This window comes from Gammaproteobacteria bacterium (genome assembly GCA_016716465.1).
Classification (GTDB): Bacteria; Pseudomonadota; Gammaproteobacteria; order SZUA-140; family SZUA-140; genus JADJWH01.
Genome location: JADJWH010000001.1, coordinates 287,561 through 310,964, shown reverse-complemented (window position 1 = coordinate 310,964; position 23,404 = coordinate 287,561). Strand labels below are relative to the sequence as shown.

The following is a 23,404-nucleotide window of genomic DNA, read 5'->3' as shown; positions in this document are numbered from 1 at the left end:
CTCCCTCACCCGAACTGGTAGCCCGAGACCGGCATGCCGATGAGCCGGCCCGAATAGACGCGGCGGCCGCGGTCCTCGCCGGCGGCGCCCGCCGTGACGAACAGAGGCGTCAAGTGCTCGAAGGTCGGCTGATGCGAGGCCAGTCCGCCCGGCGCCTGTTCCCATTGTTCGAGTTCCCGTGCGCGTTCCTCCGGTTCCGCGCGTTCCACCGCCGCGGTCAACCAGGCATCGAAGCGCTCGCCGGCCTCGACATGTTCACTGCGAGGCGAGAAGAATGCGCGCATATTGTGATAGCTCATGCCGCTGCCGATGATCAGCACTCCCTCTTCGCGCAGCGGTCGCAGGGCGCGACCGATGTCGAGATGGGCGCGCGGATCGAGCCCGCGGCGCAGCGAGAGCTGCACGATCGGGACGTCGGCCTCGGGGTAGATCAGCATCAACGGCACGAAGGTGCCATGGTCATAACCGCGCCGCGCGTCCTCGTCGCACTCGATGCCGGCGCCATTGAGCAGGGCACGCACGCGCGCCGCCAGCACGGGCGCACCCGGGGCCGGGTAACTCAGATGATAGGTCTCGGGGGGAAATCCGCTGTAGTCGTACAGCATCGCAGGCTGCGCCGCCGAGCTGACTGTCGGGCGTGTCGCCACCCAGTGGGCCGTTATCACCAGTACCGCCCTGGGCCGGGGCAGGATCGTGCGACCGATGTCGCGCAGATATCCGGCCAGGCCTTCCCATTCCGCGCGCGGCCCGAAGGCCGCCGGGATCTCCATGAACGGCCACGGCCCGGCGCCGTGGGACAGATAGATCGTCGGATAACGCATGCCCTCTGCGACTCCTTTCATCTGACTCACCTCCTGACCGCCCCGGATATCAGCGGGCATCGGCATGCACGGCCCACGCCTGGCCGGTCACCGTGCGCGCCGTCCGGCGTCATCGCGCGGAGGCCGATCGAGACAGCGCGTGAGGATTCCCAAGCCACTAGGATTTCATCCGTCGGACGCAGACGGCGGCCGTCATGGCGGGCAGGATGAAGATCAGCAGGAAATTCCGCAGCTCCCCAACCGTCGATTGGCCCGCGACGGAGGTACAGAACCAGAGATTCAACAAGGCGCACCCCAGCCAGAGCGGGATGAACATCTTCGCCACGATCGCCGACGCCAGCTCCTGTCCGGAGGCGTCCAGCAAACGGCAGGCGAGCAGCATAATACCGAGCAGGACAAAGCCTCCCAGCGTTATCAGCGCCGTGTGCATACGATCCCCTTGGGCTTGATATGAACTGCAACGGGTCTTACTCAGAAAGACAACGGAAACACCAGTGATTCAGCAGGTTAACGGAGATTTCCCGGGGCTATATCTCTCATGGTGAGTCGCTCTGATCCTGCCCCGGCCGCTCCTTCCTTTCTCCTGCCTGGGTACCGGGCCAGCGAGTATTGGAAAGAGTCTATTGATCATTGTTTCCTGGATAAATAGGCAATATCTGAATAGACTGGTCAGGATTTCTGAACAATCTGCCGGGACGGGTCATGGACAGAATCGATACGATGCACGTCTTCCTGCGCGTCGCCGAGACGGGCAGCTTCACCCAGGCCGCCAATCAACTGAACCTGCCGCGCGCGACCGTCTCGAGTGCCGTGCAACGACTCGAGTCCACGCTCGGTACACGCCTGCTGCACCGGACGACGCGCATCGTTCAGCTCACCCGCGACGGCTCGGCCCTGGTGGAACGCTGCCGCGGCTTCCTGGCCGAACTCGACGATATTGAAAACCTGTTTCGCGATGTGCCGGCGCGCGTGCGAGGCCGGCTCAAGATCGACGTACCAACACGCGTCGCGCGCATCATCATCGTGCCCGCACTGCCGGATTTCCTCGCGCGCCACCCCGAGATCGAACTGGAGCTCGGCGCCACCGACCGCCCGGTCGACATCCTGCAGGAAGGCGTCGACTGTGTGATCCGTGTCGGCAACCTTTACTCGAGCGGCATGACCAGCCATCTGATCGGACACTTCCCGCTGCTCAGCTGTGCCAGCCCATCCTACCTGCAACGCTATGGCGTCCCCCTTGCACCGACAGACCTGAACGATCATTGGGTCGTGAATTACGCCTCATCCGGCAGCGGGACCATCCTGCCGTGGAAATATTCCGATAACGGTGAATACCGCAGCCGCACGCTGCGCAGCCGCATCACGGTGAACAATGCCGAGACCTATGTCGCCTGCGGACTGGCCGGACTGGGACTGATACAGGCGCCGGCCTACGGCCTGCTCGACCACATCGCACGGGGCGAACTGGTCGAGGTGATGCCCCAGGCCCGCGCCGAACCGATGCCGGTGTACGCGATACATCCGAACCGGCACCAGCTCTCGCACCGGGTGCAGGCCTTCATCGAGTGGATGAAGGAACGGCTGTCCTTCCCGCTGGCGGATGAAATCCGCTGACACGCTCGTTGTCGCGACCGTCCGAGGAACCGGAACTCGCTGAAACATCCCTCCGCGCCAAATCAGCGCGGGTTACCGCCGCCTCCGTCGCACCACTGCCGCCACATGGCGCGGTAGGCGGCCTCGAGTTCGCGCGTGAAGCCCGCCTCGTCGCGCAGCGCCGAAGCCTCCATCCGCGCGCGCAGCCCCGACCTCAGCGCCGCGCGCCGTGCCGCGTCTTGCGCCAGCGCGACGGCGATGCGCACGTAGGATTCCTCATCCTCCGCCGCCAGATCCTCCAGGCCCACCGCCTTCAGCAGCGCATACCCCGAGCGCGACGCCGAGGTCTCGCCCCTCAGGCTCACCACCGGGATCCCCCGCCACAGCGTGTCGCAGGTCGTCGTCGTCCCGTTGTACGGATACGGATCCAGCGCGATGTCCACCCGCGCCAGCAGCGCGCGATATTCCGCGTACGGCAGTTTCCCGTACAGCTCCACCCGCTCCGGTACGATCCCCTCCGCCGCGAACACCTCCCGCAGCCGCGCACGCGTCTCCCCCTCCGGCACGCTCGTCATTACCAGCCGTGACAGCGGCAGCGCGCGCAGTATCGCGCACCACAGGCGCAGCATCGCCGGGGAAATCTTGGCGAAGGCGTTCATCGAACCGAACACGAGCCCGTCGTCGCGCTCGCGACCGGCGCTGCCAGGCGCATCGGGATCGAGCAGCGGACGATAACACCACAGGCCGCGCGGCAGGCGCTGCAGCCGCTCGCTGTGCCAGGCCTCCGCCCCCGGCGGATCGGTGTCCTCCGTGCACAGGCGGTAATCCATCGACTCCAGTCCGGTCGAGCCCGGATAGCCCAGATACGTCACCTGCACCGGCGCCGGCCGGCGCGCGAACGCGAGCAGGCGGTTGCCCTCGGTATGTCCGGACAGATCCACCAGAATATCGATCCGATCCGCGCGTACCCGTTCCGCCAGCGCCGCGTCCGTCCATGCGGCGCAATCCGTCCAATGATCGGCGTACGGCCGTATCAGCGCGGTCACATCATCCTGCCCCCGGCGCGTGTAATAGACATGGACCTCGACCTGCGCCTTGTCGTGCCGCGCCAGCACCGGCAGCATGAAATAGGCGATCGAGTGGCGGCAGAAGTCGGGCGAGACATAGCCGATCCTCAGGCGCCGCGCCGGATCGCGCGGATTGTCATGCCGGCGCCACTGTGGTCTGAGCGGCGCTTCGCAGCGCTCGACGAAGAAGCGTTGCGCCGCACGCGACTCGGAGGGCGTGGTCGACGACAGGTAACACTGCGTCAGCAGTCGCGCGCTGTGCGCCTTGGGGGAATCCGGGTCCAGGGCGAGCGCGCGCGCCAGACTGGCGAGCGCCTCCGATCCGCGCCCCAGCTGGACCCAGGCGAGACCGAGGTTCACCAGGGCCTCGGGATACTCCGGTCGGCAGCTCAGCGCGCGCTGGTAGCTCGTCACGGCCTCGTCGAGCCGTCCGAGGCCGAAATACGCCAGCCCCAGATTGTAGTGCGCGCCGGCCATGTCCGGCCGGAGCGCGACCGCGCGCGCGCAGCTCGCGACAGCCTCGTCGAGCCGGCGCAGTTCGATGCAGACATGGCCGAGATTGCTGTGGGCCTCGGCATACTCCGGGCGGAGCGCGATCGCCTGCCGGCACGCGGCCGCGGCCGCCTCCAGCTGGCCCTGGCCCAGCCGCGCCAGCGCGAGCGTGAGATGCGCCTCGGCCGCATCGGGCCTGCGGCCCAGGGCCTGCGTGCAGGCCGTCGCCGCTTCATCGAGGCGGCCGATCCGGATCAGGACATTGGCGCGATTGATATGGGCCTCGAGGTAATCCGGCCGCAGGGCGATGGCCTGTTCGAAGGCGGCGAGCGCTTCCTCCATCCGGCCGAGGTTGAAATACGTCAGCCCGAGATGATAGTGCGCGAGTGGATTGCCCGGATTCAGCGCGCGGGCGCGCTCGAAATCCGCCGCGGCCTGCGCGAAGTTTCCCTCCGCGCCGCGGACCAGGCCCAGACCGAGATGGGCGTCCGCGGAACCGGGCGCGACCGCGAGCAGGCGGTGGTAGCAGTCCGCGGCCTCGTGCAGGCGCCCCAGACGGAACAGGGCGAGCCCCAGGTTCTGATAGGCTGCCGCCAGCTCCGGCCGCAAGGCCAGCGCCTGGCGGAAACAGCCCACGGCGTCCTCCAGACGGCCGCGGGTAAGCTGGACGTTGCCGAGATTGAACCAGGCCTCGACATGCCCCGGTTGCGCGGCGAGGACCGCCTCGAAATGCCCCGCGGCCTCGTCGAAGCGTCCCAGCATGCAGCAGCACAGTGCGAGGTCGCAGGCGATCGACATATCGGCGGCGTCGATACGGCGCGCGCGCGTCAGCCACTCCAGCGCGACATCCTGGCGCCCGGCCTGGCGCGCCAGTGTCGCGAGCAGATGCATGGCGCGCGTATCGCGCGCATCCCGCGCGAGCATCCGTTCGCACAGTTCGCGCGCCTCGTCGAGGCGCCCCGCCTGCTGCAGGTGAATGGCCTGCGCGAACATCTCGGCAGGCGTCATTGCCCGCACCACTGCCGCCACATGGCGCGGTAGGCGGCCTCGAGTTCGCGCGTGAAGCCCGCCTCGTCGCGCAGCGCCGACGCCTCCATCCGCGCGCGCAACCCCGACCTCAGGTCCGCGCGCCGTGCCGCGTCTTGCGCCAGCGCGACGGCGATGCGCACGTAGGAGGCTTCATCCTCCGCCGCCAGATCCTCCAGGCCCACCGCCTTCAGCAGCGCGTACCCCGAGCGCGACGCCGAGGTCTCGCCCCTCAGGCTCACCACCGGGATCCCGCGCCACAGCGTGTCGCAGGTCGTCGTCGTCCCGTTGTACGGATACGGATCCAGCGCGATGTCCACCCGCGCCAGCAATGCGCGATATTCCGCGTACGGCAGTTTCCCGTACAGCTCCACCCGCTCCGGTACGATCCCCTCCGCCGCGAACACCTCCCGCAGCCGCGCACGCGTCTCCCCCTCCGGCACGCTCGTCATTACCAGTCGCGATGAGGGGATCTGCAACAGGAGTCTCGCCCACAGCGACAGCGTGCGTGGCGAGATCTTCGCGATCATGTTCATCGAACCGAAGGTGATTCCGCCGCCACGCGGCACGGGCGCAACATCCTCCTCCGCGAGCCCCGCCGGCGCGCGATAACACCACAGGCCGCGCGGCAGGCGCAGCAGCCGCTCGCTGTGCCAGGCCTCCGCCCCCGGCGGATCGGTGTCCTCCGTGCACAGGCGGTAATCCATCGACTCCAGTCCGGTCGAGCCCGGATAGCCCAGATACGTCACCTGCACCGGCGCCGGCCGGCGCGCGAACGCGAGCAGGCGGTTGCCCCGGGTGTGTCCCGACAGATCGACCAGGATATCGATCCCGTCGCGGCGGATACGCTCCGCCAGCTGCGCATCCGTCATCCCGCGGCAACAGACCCAGCCGTCCGCCATGGCGCGCAACCGCTCGCTCATCGCATCGTGCTGGTTATGGTTGTAGTAGCAGGTGATCGCGAAACTGGCACGGTCGTGGGCCGCCAGTATCCCCTCGAAGAAATACGCCACCGAATGGAAACAGAAATCGGCCGACACGTAACCCAGTTTGAGCCTGCGCCGCGGATCGCGGTCGTTCGCATGTGGTCGCCACTCGGCACGGAGCGGCTGCTCGAAATGCGCGCCGAAGCGCCGGGACTCCATGGACAGCTCGGCGGCCGTCGCGGTCCCCAGGTACTGCATGACCATCAGCAGGGCGCTGCGCGCGTCGGCGAGATCGGGGTCCCGTTCCACCGCACGGCGGCAGCACGCGACGGCCTCTTCCAGACGTCCCTGGCGCAGCAGGGCATTGGCCAGATTCAGATGCGCCTTGGCCTGATCCGGAGCGAGCGCGACCGCCTGGCGCGCGAGCACCACGGCCTCGTCCACCCGGCCCAGGTCGCCGCAGAGCAGGCTCAGATCGAGTCTCGCCTCGATGTGGTCGGGCGCCTGCGCCAGTACCTCCTGATAGGACTGCTCCGCTTCGCCGAGACGGCCGAGGTTATTCTGCGCCAGGGCGAGGTTGTATCGGGCGGCGACGAGACCGGGATCGAGCGCGAGGGCGCGACGGTAGTGCTCCATCGCCTCGCCGAGCCGGTCCTGCCGGCTGAGCGCCAGCCCGAGATTGTGATGCGCCTGGGCGAAGTCGGGCTTGTACGACAGCGCCTGCCGGTAACAGGCCGCCGCCTCGTCCAGCCGGTCCTGGCGAATCAGGACCAGGCCCAGGTTGTAATGCGCCAGCACCAGGTCGGGCTTGAGCGCGATCGCCGCGCGAAAACAGGCGGCGGATTCCTCCAGCCGGTCCTGATCGAGCCGGACCAGGCCCAGGCTCTGCTGCGCATCGGCGTAATCCGGCTTCAGCTCCAGCGCGCGGCCGAACTCCGCGGCGGCCTCATTGAGCCTGCCTGCGCCGCCGTACGCCCGACCCAGGTCGTGATGCAGCCTCGGTTCGTCGCCCCTGAGCATCACCGCACGTTCGAGCGGATCGATCGCGGCTTCGAACCTTCCCGCCTGACAGTGCAGCGCACCCAGCAGGTACAAGACCTGGGGATGATCCGGCTGTGTGCGCAGGATGTCCTGATAGAGGGATTGCGCCTCCGGCAGGCGACCCGCCTTGTGATGCATCAAGGCGTCCTGCAATGTCTGCTCGCTCATCATCCCGCTCGTCGTACGCCGGCAAGAAGGACAAGGCGCGGGATCAGGCGCCGGCGCTTATTCTGCGGCCGGCCAGGTCCGCCCTTCTCTGCATGCCCGGAGTGGAATATCCGAGGCGGCTGATCTCTTGCACGATCTGCAGCGTCTGGTTGGGCTCGATGAAATAGCTGGAGTAACTCCGGAACTTCTCATAGGCATCCAGCGCAGCGGCGATGGCCCAGTTCTGCGGCACCAGTCCGGGAGTGATGCGTTCGAATTCAGCGGAAGGCGACAGATAGGGTTCGCCCGTGATCAGCTGCCCGATATGCCCCTCCACCGACCGGAGAAAGAAAGCCAGTGCCTGCACGGCATTGACCCGCGCACCGAAGTCGATGGCGACCCGGGCGAAACTCAGTACGCGCGGCAGGGTCGCGCGCTGCTGCAACAACGCTTCCAGCGCGCGATAACTCGCGTGCAGCGCATCGTACCGGGTGGTGATGTCTCGCTCCGGCGCGCGCGCGATGGCATAGAGATTCAGGGCCCTTTCGTATTCCTGCCAGCCGTCCTCGGGACGGGTCGCGGTCCTACCCTGCCATTCCCCGGCGTGGGCCGCTCCGAACGGGTACGCGCGCAGGAATTCCGCCCACAGGCTCGTCGCAGGGATGGAAAGGGCGGCGGATCCCGGATCGGTCACCAACCTGTTCAGCGACAGCAGCGCCGCGGCGCGATCCGGTTTGCAGCAGAAGGTATTGAGCTGGAAGCCGTCCATCGGTGCGCTGACATCCAGCGGGGCCAGCGCCTGCAGCCCGGGGATCACCCGATACGACCGGTAGCCCTGCGCGATCAGATAATTGACCGGAACCAGATCGATGTTCGCGCCAGCCTTGATCTCTAACATGACCAGGGGCGAGGCCGTGGTGAAAAACCGGAGGCCTCCTTCCAGCACCTGGAGTTCGTGGCCTTCGGCATCGATCTTCACGAGATCGATCTCGCGCCAGTCGTAGAGCGCGCACTCGGCATCAAGCGTGGTGAGCTCCACCGTCTCGCCGCGACCCGCATCGTCGGCGTCGGTCAGCGCATTGAGCTCGGAATTGTCGCCGGTACGCAGGCGACCGGCGCCGGCCTTGTTGGAGAGCGCCTTGTTGACCAGGGTGACGTGACGGAACCGGTTGGCGCCGATCGACTCGTTCAGATAGCCGGCCGTCTCGCCACCCGGCTCGTAGGACCAGACGTGTCCGTCGCGGCAGATACTGGCGATGGAGAGCGAATACAGACCGTAGTTCGCGCCGATGTCGATGAAGCGGGTCTCCGGACGGGCGATCTCGCGCAGAAACTTGATCTCGTCCTCGAACCAGTCCTGCTGCTCGTTCAGGATATAGGGAGTCATCAGGCCGTCACCGACCGGACAGCAGATTTTCACCTGGCCGACGATTTCATGGGTCGCGAATTTGTCCGGGCGGATGATCGTCATGGCGGGATACGCTTTATATTATAGGTTTGTGATCCCGAACCCGCGCCACGATGAGCCGGATATCCTGCCCTGCGCGCGAAGCGTCCGCGCACCGCCTCCTTGTCGTGGAGACTACGGGACCTTCATGCATCAGCGGCGGTATCGGAATTAGAAGCGCACCAAGTATACCACATGGCCCGATAGGCGGCCTCCAGCTCGCGGGTCAGGCCTGCCTCGTCCCTGAGAGGCGAGGTGATCATCCGCGCCCTCAGTCCGGATCTCAAGGCGGCCAGCCGCGCGGGATCGGCGGACAACGCGGCCGCGATCCCGACGTAGGCGTCTTCATCCGGCGCAATCAGTTCTTCGAGGCCGACGGATTTCAGCAGGGCGCAACCCGAACGCGACACCGAACTGTTGCCGGCCAGCGTGACCATGGGTATGCCCATCCACAGGGTTTCGCAGGTGGTGGTCGTGCCATTGTAGGGGAACGGGTCGAGGGCGATGTCGATCTGTCCGAGCATTTCCACATATTGCTGCGCGGGAACCCGGTTCCACACGCTCAGGCGCTGCGCATCGATGCCGTGCCCGGCGAATTTTTCCAGCAGCGAGCGGCGCACCGAGCCCTCCGGCACGCTGGTCATCAGCAGACGCGAAGCGGGGATCGCGCGCAGCACCGCGCTCCAGAGCGCGAGCGTCGCATCGGATATCTTCGCGAAGGCGTTCAATGACCCGAAGGTGATCACACCCGTCCGTGCCGAGGGCGCGGACGCGGCGATCTCCGGGCGGTCTTCGGGCGGACGGTAGCACCACAGGCTGCGCGGAAGGCGATAGAGCTTCTCGCTGTGCCACGACTCCTGTCCGGGTGGATCGACCTCCACCGTGGTCAGGCGGTAATCCATCGCGCTCAGCCCCGTAGTCGCGGGATATCCCAGGTAAGTCACCTGTACCGGGGCCGGCTTGCGGGCGAACGCCAGCAGGCGGTTATGCATGGTGTGCCCGCCGAGGTCCACCAGGATATCGATGCCGTCCGCGCGCACGCGCTCCGCGAGCTGCTCATCGGTCATGGCCTTGCAGGGTATCCAGTGATCCGCGCTCACGGCGATGCGCTGCGTCACCTGGTCGTATTTCGCATGGCTGTAATAGCAGAACACCTCGACCTGCGTCTTGTCGTGCTGGCTGAGAATCGGCTCGATGAAATAGGCCACGGAATGATTGCGGAAGTCCGATGATACGTACCCCACCTTCAGGCGGCGGCCGGGCTCGCGCGAATTTCCGTGCCCGCGCCAGAACGGCCTGAGCGGCCTTTCGCAGTATTCGGCGAAGCGCCGGTGTTCCTCGAAGATGTCCGCGGGAGAATACCGGGGCTGGAACAGCATGGTGAACAACAGCGTGCCACGCGCCAGCGCGGAATCCGGCTGGATCTCCAGCGCCCTGCGGTAACAGGCCATGGCCTCGGCCAGCCGCCCCATGTTGATGTAGAGCAGGGCCAGATTCACCCGCGCGTTGACATAGTCCGGCTTCAGCGCCAGCGCCCGCAGGTAACCCGCCTCGGCGTCGTCCAGCTTGCCCTGGTTGAAACGGGCGAGACCGAGATTGTAATGCGCGACCGCGCTGTCCGGATTGAGCGCGATCGCCTGCCTGCAACAGGCCACGGCCTCCTCGGGTCTGCCCTGATCGATATAAACGTTGGCCAGATTGACACAGGCCTGGTAATAGTCGGGCTTGAGCGCCAGCGCCGCGCGGTAACTCGCCACGGCATCGTCGAACCTGCCGAGGGTGTAACAGGTATTGCCCAAATTAAAATGCGCGACCTCCGAATCCGGCCTCAGCTTCAGCGCCCTGCGGAAACCCTCCGCCGCGGCCTCCTGCCCGCCCAGCGCGGAGTAGGCACAGGCGAGATTCACCTGGGCACCGAACAGATCGGGACGCAAGGCCAGGGCCCGCTCGTAACTCGCCGCGGCCCGATCGTGTCGATCGAGCGCCGCATACGCCAGCCCCAGGTCGTTATGGTAGTCGGCGTTGCGATCGTCCCCGGCGACGGCGCGCTCGAACCAGCCGACCGCCAGACGGGGTTGTCCGGCCTCGGCGGCGAGCTGACCGAGAAGATGCAAGACCTCGGCCCGTCCGGGATCGATCTTCAGCGCCTCGCGGCACGCCGCCTCCGCCTCCGCCAGCCGGCCACGACGCCGGAGATCGGCCGCATCCGTGACCAGACGGTCCACGCCGCGCGCGGCCGGGGTCATGGCGTCGCGTTCGGCGCCGAGACAGCATTTCTTGTATTTCTTGCCGCTGCCGCAGGGACAGGGATCGTTTCTGTTGGGGACCGTCATCACATATCCGCGCATCGGTCAACACTTACACAACTTCGCGAGCGGTCCGGATCCCGCCTGGAGGAACGCTTTCGCATGACGCAAGTATGGCCCAGCCGCCCTACGCATTTCCAGCGCGGCGCGCATCCACGGCGGATGAAACAGTACGAGGGCTCCACGATGCTGTCATAATGGACCGGCCGCGCGAGCGCGGCACCACAGGGACAAGTCCGACGCCGGGGAGTCGATCGATCGTGCATGCCATGCATTTCATCCAGGATCTCGCGGTCATCATGCTGATCGCCGGCGTGATCACCGTGCTTTTCCATCGGCTCAAGCAGCCCGTGGTCCTCGGCTACATCCTCGCGGGCGTGATCATCGGTCCCCATACGCCGCCGTTCCCGCTCATCACCGAGAAGGACACCATCAACATGCTCGCCGAGCTGGGCATGATCTTCCTGATGTTCTCGCTCGGCCTGGAATTCAGTCTGCGCCGCCTGCGCCAGGTGGGCATCACCGCGCTGGCGGCGGCGATCAGCGAGATCGTCCTGATGATCTGGATTGGCTACGAGATCGGACGCTTCTTCGGCTGGCAGACCATGGACGCCCTGTTCCTCGGGGCAATGCTCGCGATCTCCTCGACCACGATCATCGTCAAGGCCCTCGACGAGCTGAAGCTGAAACATGAACGCTTCGCGCACCTGATCCTCGGCATCCTGATCGTGGAGGATATCCTCGCCATCGCCATCATCGCGCTGTTGTCGAGCCTGGCGGTATCCGGCTCCATGGACGTGGCCCAGGTGGCGGGCACGCTGACGCGCCTGACGGTATTCATGGTGGTCTCGGTGGTGATCGGCCTGCTGCTGGTGCCGCGCCTGCTGACCTATGTGGCGCGCTTCGACAGCGACGAGATGCTGCTGGTGACCGTGCTCGGCCTGTGCTTCGGCTTCTGCCTGCTGGTGATCCAGCTCGATTACAGCGTCGCGCTCGGCGCCTTCATGATCGGCGCGATCATCGCCGAGGCGCGCGAGCTGAAGCGTATCGAGCGCCTGATCGAGCCGCTACGCGACATGTTCAGCGCGATATTCTTCGTCGCCGTGGGGCTGCTGTTCGATCCCGCGGTGCTGATCGAACATGCCCTGCCGATCGCGGCCATCACGCTGGCGGTCGTGATCGGCAAGATCCTCACCTGCAGCATGGGCGCCTTCGTCGCCGGCAACGACGGCCGGACCTCGCTGCGCGTCGGCATGGGGCTGGCGCAGATCGGGGAATTCTCCTTCATCATCGCGGCTCTCGGCGTCAGCCTGGGCGTCACGAGCGACTTCCTGTATCCGATCGCGGTCACCGTCTCGGCCATCACCACCCTGCTGACGCCATACCTCATCCGCGCCTCCGATCCGCTGGCGGACCAGCTCGCCGACCGCATGCCGGGCGCGTTCCGCAACACCCTCGTCCTGTATACCGAATGGCTGCAGAGCCTGCAGCCGCGCGGCGACCGCGCCGTGCTCGCGGCGATGGTATGGCGCATCCTCGCGCACGTGGCGATCAACGTCACGCTGATCGCGGCCGCCTTTCTCGGCATGGCCTACTTCGCCGAACCGCTGTCCGGATGGCTGGGCACCTCTGAACTGAGCGAACGCTATCAGCGCGCCGTGCTGTGGGCCGGGGCGCTGATCCTGTCGCTGCCGTTCCTGGTGGCGGCCTATCGCAAGCTGAAGGCGCTCAGCATGCTGCTGGCGGAGACCGGTGTGCGGCAGTCATTCGCCGGCCGCCACACCACCAAGGTGCGCGAGATACTCTCCGAACTCATCCCCCTGCTCTCGATGATGATGTTCCTGCTGCTGATCGGCGCGCTGAGTTCGAGCATCCTGCCCCCGCTGGAACTGCTGGTCCTGACGGGTTCCGCCGTCACGCTGCTCGGCATCGTGCTGGGACGCAAGCTGATCCGGTTCCATTCCCGCCTGCAGATCGCGCTGCTGGAGACGCTGCAGCCCGACTCCGGAGACGGAAGGCCGGATTAGGCGCGCTACACCCGCCGCTCAGAACCAGGCGCGCAGGCCCGCGAGCAGCCAGGCATCGTCGGGGTTCCGGTCGCCGGCACGGGCGAACTCCTCGGTCTCCCCGAATCGTCTCCGGCCCTCGATCCCAAGATACGGCAGGACCTGCGGCGTCACCTGGTAATACAGCCGTAACCCGAGCCGCGCCGTCGACAGTCCCGAGCCAGTGCCGAGCGCGGGGTCATCCTTGCCGTAGGCGTCCACCTCCAGGGCCGGACCCAGTATCAGCCGGCGGCTGAGCCGGAATTCGTACTCCGCCTTCACGCGCAACGCGGTCCGTCCCGACTCGCCGGCGAACAGCGCGGCATCGAGTTCGAGGAAATACGGCGTGGTGCCCCGCAGCCCGATCGCCAGCCAGTCGCGGCGCGGTCGCGGCTCGAGGTCCCCGCGCCAGCCGGCCTGCACGTCCCAGTAGGGCGAGACGGCGCGCGAGTAGAGCAGTTGCAGCTCCGCGGCGTCCGTCGTGCCGTCGCTGCGCCTGCCCTCGCTCTTGAGCCACAGCTTCTGCAGATCCTTCCCCAGCCAGGCCTCGATGTCCCATTTCACCGGATTGTCGCCCTCGACCTCGCGCACCTCGAGCGCATCGATCATGAACTTGCCCAGCACGGGATCGTCTTCCATATGCGCATGCGGTTCGGCGCCGGCGGGCAGGGTCCACAGGGAAGCGAGCACGACACAGATCATCATTTCCAGTCTCTTCATGGCATCCCCCTATCCGACCTGGACTTCACGGAACATGCCCATCATGTGGTAGAGCAGATGGCAGTGATACGCCCAGCGACCGCGCGCGTCGGCGGTCACCAGATAGCTCAGCTTCGATCCGGGCTGCACGATGACCGTGTGCTTGCGCGGGATATAGTCGCCGTCACCGGTCTCGAGATCGCTCCACATGCCGTGCAGATGGATCGGATGATTCATCATCGTGTCGTTCACCAGGGTGATGCGCAGCCGCTCGCCATAGGTGAAGCGCAGCGGCTCCGCCGCGGCGAAGGGGATGCCGTCGATCGACCACATGTAGCGGCTCATGTTGCCGGTCAGGTGCAGTTCGATCTCGCGTCCGGGCTCGCGCGGGTCCGGGGTCTCGCTCAGGTTGCGCAGGTCCGCATAGGTCAGCACCCGCCGGCCGTTATCACGCAAGCCCGGCCCGGGATCCTCCAGCCGATAACGCGGAGCGGCGGCCTGCATATCCACCTGGGGACCCCGTTCACTGCGCGGATGGCGCAGCGGGCGACTGCTGCCCTGGCCGGCCTTGCCCGACCCCATCTCCGGCGCGGCCGGCATGGCATCCGGGGATTCGTGCATCGCGTGATCCATGCCCGCCATCCCCTCCATGTCCATCTCCATGTCCATGTTCATTTCGTCGTGGGACATCGCGTGCGCGCCATGATCCATGGCCTGCGCCGCATCAGCGTCATGCCCCATGTCATGCGCCATGCCCATGTCCGCATGCGTCAGCCGTGGCGGGGGATCGAGCGCCGGGACCTCGGCGCCCAGCGCCGGATCGGGGGTGATCAGGCCGCGCGCATAGCCGGAGCGGTCGATCGCCTGGGCGAAGACCGTATAGGCGACATCGCCCTCCGGTTCGACCAGCACATCGTAGGTCTCGGCCACGCCGATGCGAAACTCATCCACGGTCACGGACTCCACGTGCTGGCCGTCGGCGGCGATGACCGTCATCTTCAGCCCGGGGATGCGCACGTCGAAGAAGGTCATCGCGGAGCCGTTGATGAAACGCAGGCGCAGTTTTTCACCGGGCCGGAACAGACCCGTCCAGCCCTCGGCGGGTGTCCTGCCGTTCATCAGGAAGGTGTAGGTCGCGCCGGTCACGTCGGAGAGATCGCGGTCGCTCATGCGCATCTCGTTCCACATCGCGCGGTCGCGCCACGCCGCAGAGACGCCCTTGTCCCGCACCTCGCGCCACAGGTCGCCCGCCGTGCGCGGGTTCCGATTATAGAATTCGCTGTGCTTCTTCAGGCGGGCGAAGATCGCTTCCGGCGTCTCGTCCGACCAGTCCGACAGCATCACCACGTAATCGCGATCGTAGGCATAGGGTTCGGGCCGGAGGGGCTCGATCACGATGGGGCCATAGACGCCGGTCTGTTCCTGAAAATGGGAATGGCTGTGGTACCAGTAGGTGCCGCTCTGACGAACCTGAAAGCTGTATTCGAAGGCCTCGCCCGGCCTGATGCCCGGGAAACTCAATCCCGGGACACCGTCCATCCCTTCCGGCAGCACGATGCCGTGCCAATGGATGGAGGTATCGACGGCGAGACGATTGGTGACCCGCAGGCGCACCCGGTCACCCTCCTTCCAGCGCAGCACGGGGGCGGGCAAGGCGCCGTTGACCACGGTCGCCCTGCCCTCGCGGCCGGTGAAATTCACCGACCGATATCCGACCTCAAGATCGAAAACATTGCCGCTCAGGACCTCGCCGGGGCGGAAACCGCCACCGTCGGCCAGGGCACGGCCGGCGACGGCCAGCGCACCGGCGGAAAGCGTACCCAGCACGAAACGCCGGCGTGATTTTGATACCTGCCTGTGCGCAGGCGAGCGCTTGATGGACATTGCATATCTCCTTATCCAGCGGGGGCGCGGCGGGGTTCGCCGTGCCCGAACGAACAACGCGAGACGCGCGCACGTCAGCGAGGCGCGCGCGGACCGAGGTGCTGGACTAGAGCTTTATGGGTGGGCGATACAGGGATTCGGCACAGCAAGCCGGGGTCAACATGGCAAGCGGAGGTGAGTCCACCACCGCAGCGCGCGATGGAGGAGAGACTGAGAACTCGAGAATCACGGGTACGCAGCCGAGCAGGCAGCAGGCCCGGTCGGCGCAATGCGGGCAGTGCCCGGGCGTGGCCGCATCCTGGCTGGCCGGGCCGGCGTCGGCGCCGGCCGCGCAGTGGTCATGCGACCGGACATCCGCCGCCGGCGGGCTGCCCGCATTCGCGCCGGCATGCGTGGGATGTCCCGCGGCCAGCGTGGCGGACGAGAGCATCTGCATTACCAGGACCAGGATGCCGGTCCAGGCATAAGCGTCGCGACGTCTTCGCAGGAACCTCACCCTAATCCCTCACCGTACCCTGAAGGTCATCCGACACGTTCCCTGCCCAAGGATCCGCTCCACCGCTCACCTGCCCGCCCCATCTTTCCATATCTGTGAACCGGCTCACAGAACTCACCGAACCCCTGACTTAGGATCGGCCATGAAGTCCCATTGCCATACAAATGAACTCGAACAACAAACATCCATATGCAAGGGGGAATCATGGGGAGTAAATCTTCGAATAATTATGTCTGTCTGAATAAGAATGACAAGAATTTTCTGGAAGAAACCAACCTGGAAGAAATCCTGGACGTGGAAGAACGCAAGGACGCCCCGCTGCGCACCGAGAATGTACGCAAATCGATCGAGCGCCATATGGAGCGGCAGCGCCTGAAGCAGAACATCGCCGACTTCGATTTCCTGGACGAGTACGAAGAACACTGAAACACGCACCACCCGGCATCGCTTTTCGACACATCGGGTACGGTCGACAACCGACCGTACCCGCGCGCATCCCCCATCGTTGGACCACGTCCGGTCGCTTGCTGTTATAATCGCCCACCAATATTACCGCCTCGTCGTTGAAGCCCGGCAGGTATTCGGCGTTTCCGTACAATTTTATCTACCGATTTCACGAATAAGCCCCGGTAGCTCAGCTGGATAGAGCATCCCCCTCCTAAGGGGAAGGTCAGCCGTTCAAATCGGCTCCGGGGCGCCAGTGATCTTTTTTGCCTTGCACTTTACCGCATGCCATGTGTTCGCCCGCCCGCGTGAGAATTTCATGTTCTTCACGAATTCTTAAGCTAACTTGACTGATGCACCTGATAAAAATCTCTTATCCACAAAATCGGTGCATAAAGTTGTGGATAACTTTTTAATAAATCGATGAGCACCGCTTTTGTCATGGGATTTTATTAATTTGTTCATATTTTGTTCACACGATCCCGATGGTAATTACCATTAAATAACATACAGTTATAAAATAAACCCGGTCCCATCTCTTGCCGGGACGACAACAACGGCCTCAAATCCCGTGCATATTCGCCCGTCTCCGCAGGACTGTGAATAAGGTGATACGACCCGGGCAAGGGCTGGACCCTGACGCAAGGAACAACGATCCCCACGGACCGCCGACAGGAAAACTATTGTAGAATTTCCATTCCGCGGAGCATCAGGCCGACGCGGACATCCCGAGCCGGGCGGCACAAGCCCCGTCTCACAAATAAACAATCAATTACAATCAAAAGGTTCGCAGCACATGCTCAACCGTTGGAATGACCAGGCGGCGGCGCAATTCACGAGCCCCCTCGCCCTGCGCGTCTACACCTCACGCCTGCTGGGACAGGACCCCTCGCTGGTCCTGCACGGCGGGGGAAACACCTCGGTCAAGGAAACGGTCCGCAATCTACTCGGTATCGAGGAGGAGATCCTTTACGTCAAGGGCAGCGGCTGGGACCTCGAAACCATCGAAGAGGCGGGCTTCCCGGCCGTCAAGCTGGGACACCTGATCGCCCTGGCCCGCCTGCCGGCGCTGAGCGACATGCAGATGGTCAACGAACTGCGGACGCACATGACCCGGGCGAGCGCACCCACGCCCTCGGTCGAGGCAATCCTGCACGCGGTGATCCCGCACAGGTTTGTGGACCATACGCACGCCGACGCCATCATTGCCATTACCAATACGGCCGCGGGGCGGGAACGCATCGCCGAGGTGTTCGGCGACGATGTCGTGGTCATCCCCTACGTGATGCCAGGCTTCGACCTCGCCCGGCTGTGCGGGGAACGCTTTTCCAAAGAGTCAACATCAAAAACCATAGGCATGGTTCTGATGAACCATGGGATATTCTCATTCGGCGCGACGGCCCGGGAATCCTATGAACGAATGATTGAACTCGTCGCCCGGGCGGAGAACTACCTGAAAAAGCAGGGCGCCTGGGAGCTGCCCGCCCCCGCGCCGCGCGCCACCGCACCGGAACCGGCCTTGCGTCTGGCGATCGCCACCCTGCGTCGCGATGCCGCGCGCGCCGCCGGCTTCCCGCTGCTGCTCGCCACCCAGCGCGATGAACGCAGCCTGGACTTCGCCCGGCGCCCCGATCTCGCGACACTGACCCAGCAGGGGCCGGCAACCCCGGATCACGTCATACGCACCAAGCGCATCCCGCTGCTCGGACGCGACGTCGAGTCCTATGTCGCCGCCTACAAGGCCTACTTCGAGGAACATGCCCCGCACGCGCGCGACAAGAAGACCATGCTCGATCCGGCGCCGCGCGTCATCATCGATCCCGAATTCGGCGTCTGCGCGCTCGGGCGCAGCGCGAAAGACGCGGGCATCGTCGCGGACATCTACGGCCATACGATCGAGATCCTGCTGCGCGCACAGGCGCTGGGCGGCTACCAGGCGCTGCCGGCCCGGGACATCTTCGACGTCGAATACTGGGATCTGGAGCAGGCCAAGCTCAAATCGGCCGGCGCCCCGCCGCCCTTCGCCGGCGAGGTGGCGCTGATCACCGGCGCGGCCTCCGGCATCGGCAAGGCCTGTGCCGAGCAATTCCTCAAGCAGGGCGCGGCGGTCATCGGTATCGACATCGACGCCGGCGTCGAGACCCTCGCCCGCCACCCCGCCTATCTCGGCGTGACCTGCGACGTGACCAAGGAGAGCGAACTCGCCGCCGCCCTCGAGGCCGGGGTCCGCCGCTTCGGCGGACTGGACATGCTGGTCCTGAACGCCGGGATCTTCCCCGCCAGCCGCCGCCTGGATGTGCTCGACAGCCGCGAATGGCGCCGCGTCTTCGACATCAATCTGGATGCCAACCTCAATCTGATGCGCGAGGCACATCCCCTGCTGAAACTGTCCCCGCGCGGGGGCCGGGTCGTCATCATCGGCTCCAAGAACGTCGCCGCCCCGGGCCCCGGGGTCGCCGCCTACTCCTCGTCCAAGGCCGCGCTCACCCAGCTCGCCCGGGTAGCCGCGCTGGAATGGGGCGAGGATGGCATACGGGTCAATTCCATCCACCCGGACGCCGTTTTCGACACCGCGATCTGGACCAACGAGGTACTTCAAGCCAGAGCTAAGAATTACGGCTTAACTGTCGAAAATTACAAGAGAAAAAACATCCTGAGAACCGAGATTCAGTCCCGCGACGTGGCCGAGATGGCCATCGCGATGTGCGGTCCGCTGTTCGCCAAGACGACCGGCGCACAAGTGCCGCTGGATGGCGGCAACGACAGAGTGATCTAGCCCTGCCCCGCCAGTCGGTGCGGACACCGCACCGACTGGCGCCGGATCTCACGACCCTCCCCATCCTTCTCAAAAAAGTGATACAATTTCAACGCTCAAGATTGACCACTAAAGATAACTTCTGAACATGGCGGATCGGGTTTCGGGGATCGATATGCCGGAACCGACGGTCAGGGTCTCATCCAGGCACAGAGGCAAACGGACTCAGTCACGAGAGATCGCATCCGGACCATGAACATCTTTCCCATCAAGCCGTCCGGACCCGCGCGTTCCTCCCCGCGTCAACCGGCCGACACACAGTACCCCAAGGTCATTGCCATCACGAGCGGCAAGGGCGGGGTCGGCAAGACCAACGTCACCAGCAACCTCGCCATCGCCCTGGCCAAGAACGGCAACCGGGTCTGTATCTTCGACGCCGACACCAGCCTGGCCAACATCAATGTCGTCATGGGCCTCAGCGTGGAATACACCGTCGAGCACCTGCTCGCGGGGGAACGCACGGTGGACGAAATACTGGTCGAGGGACCGGAGGGCGTGATGATCATCCCCGCCGCCTCCGGCATCGCCGAATGCGCGAACCTGGACCAGGAACAGCGCGGCCGCCTGATCGCCGCCCTCGAATCGCTGGAAGACCGTTTCGACTACATCCTCATCGACACCGCCGCCGGCATCGGCGAATCGGTATTATCCTTCATCCAGTCGGCGCAGTACGCCATCGTGGTGATCTCGACCGAACCAACCTCGCTCACGGACGCCTTCGCCCTGCTCCGCGTGCTCAAGCGACGGAGTTACGAGCATCCGGCCTACGTGCTGGTCAACATGGCGATCAACTACGCCAACAGCATGGAGGTCTTCAAGCGCTTCGAGGCGGCCGTCAAAAAATACCTCAACATGAAGGTTCAATACCTCGGCTATATCACTGAAGACAAGGCGATCCGGACCTCCGTGAGCGCCCAGCGCCCGGTACTGCTGCAGCATCCGGAGGCCGTGGCCAGCCGGTGTTTCACCACGCTGGCCACGGTATTGAGCAAACAGTTCGCCGGGAATTCACCGCCACACAGCTTCAGTGCGTACTGGAGCGAACTGGCCGTGAACCCCGCGTCCTCCGCGGTGGAACCATCCGTCCCCGCCCATCCCGCCCCGGGCTGGGAAGACGCCCCTTCCCGGGTCTGGATCCAGGCGGGCGAGCGGGTGCAGGATCGCGCCGTCCCCGAGGAGGAGATCACGCGTGAATTGGGCGACCTTCTGCACGCCTATCACGCACGGTTTCACAAACTGCCCATCGCCATCGATCATCTGCCGGGCCTGCTCGGAGAGGGCGCCACCACCGAGGCCGAGCTGCGTGCGCTGACCGCCGGGCTCGAGGCCCTGATCGAACGACGCTTCGGCCAGCCCCGGGCGGGGACGGAAACTCCGCCCCCGGACACGCCGGAACGAGATACAATCCTGCTCGAATACCGGCGCTCTGCGGAACGTATCCAGGCGGAAGAAACCCTGCTGCATCAGGCGCTGAACCGGCTGTACGCCTACATCAATCGGGAACTCGCGGCCCCGCCGTTCATCGAAGAGGAGCGCCACGACGGCGGGGGAATCGGCGCGGAACACCGCCGCCCCGAACCCGGACCGGGATGACGCAACGCACCCGGACCGATTGATCCACGCGCGGTGGTCGAGGCTCGCGCGATCGTGAAACAAAAGATAACCATGAGAAGTCTGAACAACAATCCCGTCCTTGTGCGACACGTTCGCCTGCGCCGTTCTCCGGAACTGATCATCGCGCTCGCGCTCGGGCTTGTCGCGACCGCCTGGCACCCGCCCGCATCCGCGGCCGCGGCCGCACCCGCGCCCGAACAGGAATATCAACAGGCCCTGCGCTCCGCCCGCGCGGGCAACCACGCGCAGGCGCTGGAGACGCTCGGGACGCTGGTGGAACGCTACCCGGACAACCGCCGGTATCTCTACGATTACATCGCCGTGCTCGGCTGGGCCGAACGCGATCGCGAGGCGCTGGATCACGCCGCGAACCTCGACCTCAAGGACGCGCCCCCCTACGTGCTGGAGGCGCTGGGCAGGTCGGCGCGCAATGAGCGGGAATACCCGCTCGCGATCCGGATCTACCGCACCGCCGTCGAACGCGACCCCAGGGACACCGCTGCCCGCATCGGCCTCGCGCTCAGCCTCGCGGACGACGGCGACGGTGAGCAGGCGCGCCAGACACTGGACCCGATCGTCGCCGCACGTCCGCGCGATCCCGACGTGGTCGGCGCGCTCGCCTACGTCCAGCAGGCCCAGGGCCTGCCCTTTCAGGCCCTGAGTACCTACGACCGCATGCTGGAGATCGACCCCGCGAACCGCGAGGCGCGTCGCGGCAGGATCCTGACCGCGTACCGGATCGGCGCGCCGCACCTGGCCGCCGCGCTGGCGGACGAATCGCCGGGACTGCTCAGCCCCGATGAGCGCGACGCGATCGAGCGCGACAGGCAGGCCTACACCATCCGCTGGAGCCGCCTGCCCGCGACGGCGGAGACCACGCCGCAACGCGAATCCTTCAAGGCGATCCTCGACCTGCGGCGGGAACTGGAATTCCTCGAGGCCGGTGGCCAGGGCGAGACGCCTCATGCGCGCCAGGTGCGCCATGACCTGCTCGTGTCGCTGCACGAGCGCCGCCGTGATCGCGAGGCCATCGAACTCTACGAGCAGCACATCGCCGACGATCCCGAGATCCCGACCTATGTGCTCACGACCGCGGGCGACACCTACCTCGCACTGCGCCAGCCGGAACAGGCCCGCGACCTGTTCCTGCGCGCGCTCGAGCGCGAGCCCGGCGACTTCACCACGCGCCTGTCCCTGTTTTATGCCTATGTTGATAGCGAGGACTTCGCGCACGCGCTGCCGCTGATCGACGAGATCGCCGCCAGTGAGCCGGTCTGGCTGGGCACGGCGCCGGATCGCCGCCCCAATTCCGCCAAACTGCGCGCCGATATCGCGGCCGCCTATGCGCGCGCCTTCGCCGATGACCTGCCCGAGGCCGAGCGGCGGCTGGCCCCGCTGGCGGATCAGGCGCCGCTCAACGCGGAGCTGCACACAGCGCTGGCCACGGTACAGCGCTGGCGTGGCTGGCCGCGCGCCGCGCTCGGAGAATATGAGATCGCGCTGAACGGAAAGCCCGAAAATCTGCCCGACGCGCGTGCCGGCCGCGGACACGCCCTGCTCGACCTCGGCGACTACCCCGCCGCCGAGGCCGCGCTGAACGATCTGCGCGCCACCGCGCCGGACAGCAGTGCGACCGCGTCGCTGGCGCGGGCCTGGGAATTGCGCAATATGCGCGAGCTGCGCCTGGAGGCCGCGCGCACCAGGAGCTCGGGCGCGCAGGAAGGCAGCGATGACCTCGGCTTCGACGGCTGGCTCTACGGCGCACCGATCGGCTATCACTACCGTCCCTTTCTGCATCATCACTTCGAACAGGCCGAGTTTCCCGAAGGCGACGCAAGCTACCGCCGCATCGGCGCGGGCGTCGAGTACAGCGCGCGCGAGATCGCGGCGACGGCGGAACTGGACCGCGACGCCGGCGACAGCGTCAACGCCGGCCTCGCGGTGAACGGGCGCTGGAGCCCGACCGATACCTGGTCATTCACCGCGGGCGCCGACAGCTGGAGCGACGAAATACCGCTGCGCGGCCGGCTCAACGAGGACATCGACGGCTGGTCGGCCGACCTCGGCGCGGACTGGCGCGCGCATGAACGGCGCAGCGCGCACGTCGGCCTGCAACGCATCGATTTCAGCGATGACAACCTGCGTACCGCCGCGAACGCGCGCCTGGCCCAGCGCCTGATGACGCGCCCGCACTATCGCATGGACGGCCTGCTCGGCATATACACCTCGCGCAACACGCGCGAGGGCGCGCCCTACTTCAACCCGGCGAGCGACGTCTCGGTCGACGTCACCCTGAACAACGAGTGGCTGCTGTACCGGCGCTACGAGTATTCCTTCCGTCATCGTCTGGCGCTCAGCGCCGGCAATTACCACCAGGAAGACTTCGGTTCGGATGGCGTCTGGGCGGCGCAGTACGAGCAGCGCTGGAGCCCGCTCGACCGGTTTGATCTCGCCTATGGACTGATCCGCGCGCGTCGCGTCTACGACGGCATCCCGGAATACCAGACCACGCTCTACCTCAACCTGGACTGGCGCTTCTGA

The 23,404-nt window shown here is 65.7% G+C and carries 15 protein-coding genes and 1 tRNA gene; 7 read left to right on the top strand and 9 right to left on the bottom strand.

What is annotated here, in order from left to right; translation table 11 throughout:
- Window positions 1-5: 5 nt before the first annotated feature.
- Both IPM20_01480 and IPM20_01475 read right to left on the bottom strand, forming a co-directional pair.
- The gene (locus IPM20_01480) at window positions 6-842 is read right to left on the bottom strand and encodes a dioxygenase (protein MBK9130303.1); all 837 of its coding nucleotides are present in this window, start codon (window positions 840-842) and stop codon (window positions 6-8) included.
- A gap of 136 nt (window positions 843-978) precedes the next feature.
- A complete protein-coding gene (locus tag IPM20_01475; protein ID MBK9130302.1) occupies window positions 979-1,251 on the bottom strand; it encodes a hypothetical protein in 273 nt (90 codons plus the stop codon).
- A 272-nt stretch (window positions 1,252-1,523) separates the two neighbouring features.
- Between IPM20_01475 and IPM20_01470 the strand changes: the two genes are divergently transcribed.
- Window positions 1,524-2,435 (top strand): LysR family transcriptional regulator, encoded by a 912-nt coding sequence (locus IPM20_01470; protein ID MBK9130301.1) that lies wholly within the window; start codon window positions 1,524-1,526, stop codon window positions 2,433-2,435.
- 62 nt (window positions 2,436-2,497) lie between these two features.
- On the opposite strand, the gene IPM20_01465 is transcribed toward IPM20_01470, so the two are convergent.
- From IPM20_01465 to IPM20_01450, 4 genes are all read right to left on the bottom strand, one after another.
- Window positions 2,498-4,981: a tetratricopeptide repeat protein gene (locus tag IPM20_01465; GenBank protein MBK9130300.1), complete on the bottom strand. Its 2,484-nt coding sequence runs from the start codon at window positions 4,979-4,981 to the stop codon at window positions 2,498-2,500.
- Window positions 4,978-7,134 carry a tetratricopeptide repeat protein gene (locus tag IPM20_01460; protein ID MBK9130299.1) on the bottom strand — a complete coding sequence of 719 codons (2,157 nt, stop codon included), beginning with the start codon at window positions 7,132-7,134 and terminating at the stop codon, window positions 4,978-4,980. Before IPM20_01460 ends, IPM20_01465 begins: the two co-directional genes overlap by 4 nt.
- A gap of 43 nt (window positions 7,135-7,177) precedes the next feature.
- Window positions 7,178-8,584: an FkbM family methyltransferase gene (locus tag IPM20_01455; GenBank protein MBK9130298.1), complete on the bottom strand. Its 1,407-nt coding sequence runs from the start codon at window positions 8,582-8,584 to the stop codon at window positions 7,178-7,180.
- 122 nt (window positions 8,585-8,706) lie between these two features.
- Window positions 8,707-10,893, bottom strand: coding sequence for a tetratricopeptide repeat protein (locus tag IPM20_01450; protein MBK9130297.1), 2,187 nt, complete (start codon window positions 10,891-10,893; stop codon window positions 8,707-8,709).
- Window positions 10,894-11,126: 233 nt separating this feature from the next.
- Between IPM20_01450 and IPM20_01445 the strand changes: the two genes are divergently transcribed.
- Window positions 11,127-12,893 (top strand): cation:proton antiporter, encoded by a 1,767-nt coding sequence (locus IPM20_01445; GenBank protein MBK9130296.1) that lies wholly within the window; start codon window positions 11,127-11,129, stop codon window positions 12,891-12,893.
- An 18-nt stretch (window positions 12,894-12,911) separates the two neighbouring features.
- Here IPM20_01445 and IPM20_01440 read toward each other — a convergent pair whose 3' ends face one another.
- From IPM20_01440 to IPM20_01430, 3 genes are all read right to left on the bottom strand, one after another.
- Window positions 12,912-13,613, bottom strand: a complete 702-nt coding sequence (locus tag IPM20_01440) for a copper resistance protein B (protein MBK9130295.1) — start codon at window positions 13,611-13,613, stop codon at window positions 12,912-12,914.
- Window positions 13,614-13,640: 27 nt separating this feature from the next.
- The gene (locus IPM20_01435) at window positions 13,641-15,494 is read right to left on the bottom strand and encodes a copper resistance system multicopper oxidase (GenBank protein MBK9130294.1); all 1,854 of its coding nucleotides are present in this window, start codon (window positions 15,492-15,494) and stop codon (window positions 13,641-13,643) included.
- Between the two features lie 106 nt (window positions 15,495-15,600).
- Window positions 15,601-15,990, bottom strand: a complete 390-nt coding sequence (locus tag IPM20_01430; protein MBK9130293.1) for a hypothetical protein — start codon at window positions 15,988-15,990, stop codon at window positions 15,601-15,603.
- 204 nt (window positions 15,991-16,194) lie between these two features.
- Between IPM20_01430 and IPM20_01425 the strand changes: the two genes are divergently transcribed.
- The 5 genes from IPM20_01425 to pgaA all read left to right on the top strand — a co-directional run bounded on the left by IPM20_01425 (window position 16,195) and on the right by pgaA (window position 23,404).
- A complete protein-coding gene (locus IPM20_01425) occupies window positions 16,195-16,416 on the top strand; it encodes a hypothetical protein (GenBank protein ID MBK9130292.1) in 222 nt (73 codons plus the stop codon).
- 197 nt (window positions 16,417-16,613) lie between these two features.
- A tRNA-Arg gene (locus IPM20_01420) sits at window positions 16,614-16,690 on the top strand.
- A gap of 540 nt (window positions 16,691-17,230) precedes the next feature.
- Window positions 17,231-19,210, top strand: a complete 1,980-nt coding sequence (locus IPM20_01415) for a bifunctional aldolase/short-chain dehydrogenase (GenBank protein ID MBK9130291.1) — start codon at window positions 17,231-17,233, stop codon at window positions 19,208-19,210.
- 231 nt (window positions 19,211-19,441) lie between these two features.
- Entirely contained in the window at window positions 19,442-20,842 is a 1,401-nt protein-coding gene (locus IPM20_01410) for a MinD/ParA family protein (protein ID MBK9130290.1), read from the top strand.
- A 72-nt stretch (window positions 20,843-20,914) separates the two neighbouring features.
- Window positions 20,915-23,404, top strand: coding sequence for a poly-beta-1,6 N-acetyl-D-glucosamine export porin PgaA (gene pgaA, locus IPM20_01405; GenBank protein ID MBK9130289.1), 2,490 nt, complete (start codon window positions 20,915-20,917; stop codon window positions 23,402-23,404).

Bases quoted from the DNA above. Each gene is read 5' to 3' on its own strand.
- IPM20_01465 (MBK9130300.1), bottom strand. From the start codon at position 4,981: ATGACGCCTGCCGAGATGTTCGCGCAGGCCATTCACCTGCAGCAGGCG.
- pgaA (MBK9130289.1), top strand. From the start codon at position 20,915: ATGAGAAGTCTGAACAACAATCCCGTCCTTGTGCGACACGTTCGCCTG.
- IPM20_01455 (MBK9130298.1), bottom strand. From the start codon at position 8,584: ATGACGATCATCCGCCCGGACAAATTCGCGACCCATGAAATCGTCGGC.
- IPM20_01415 (MBK9130291.1), top strand. From the start codon at position 17,231: ATGCTCAACCGTTGGAATGACCAGGCGGCGGCGCAATTCACGAGCCCC.
- IPM20_01410 (MBK9130290.1), top strand. From the start codon at position 19,442: ATGAACATCTTTCCCATCAAGCCGTCCGGACCCGCGCGTTCCTCCCCG.
- IPM20_01460 (MBK9130299.1), bottom strand. From the start codon at position 7,134: ATGAGCGAGCAGACATTGCAGGACGCCTTGATGCATCACAAGGCGGGT.
- IPM20_01470 (MBK9130301.1), top strand. From the start codon at position 1,524: ATGGACAGAATCGATACGATGCACGTCTTCCTGCGCGTCGCCGAGACG.
- IPM20_01425 (MBK9130292.1), top strand. From the start codon at position 16,195: ATGGGGAGTAAATCTTCGAATAATTATGTCTGTCTGAATAAGAATGAC.
- IPM20_01450 (MBK9130297.1), bottom strand. From the start codon at position 10,893: ATGACGGTCCCCAACAGAAACGATCCCTGTCCCTGCGGCAGCGGCAAG.
- IPM20_01435 (MBK9130294.1), bottom strand. From the start codon at position 15,494: ATGTCCATCAAGCGCTCGCCTGCGCACAGGCAGGTATCAAAATCACGC.
- IPM20_01480 (MBK9130303.1), bottom strand. From the start codon at position 842: ATGAAAGGAGTCGCAGAGGGCATGCGTTATCCGACGATCTATCTGTCC.
- IPM20_01440 (MBK9130295.1), bottom strand. From the start codon at position 13,613: ATGATCTGTGTCGTGCTCGCTTCCCTGTGGACCCTGCCCGCCGGCGCC.
- IPM20_01475 (MBK9130302.1), bottom strand. From the start codon at position 1,251: ATGCACACGGCGCTGATAACGCTGGGAGGCTTTGTCCTGCTCGGTATT.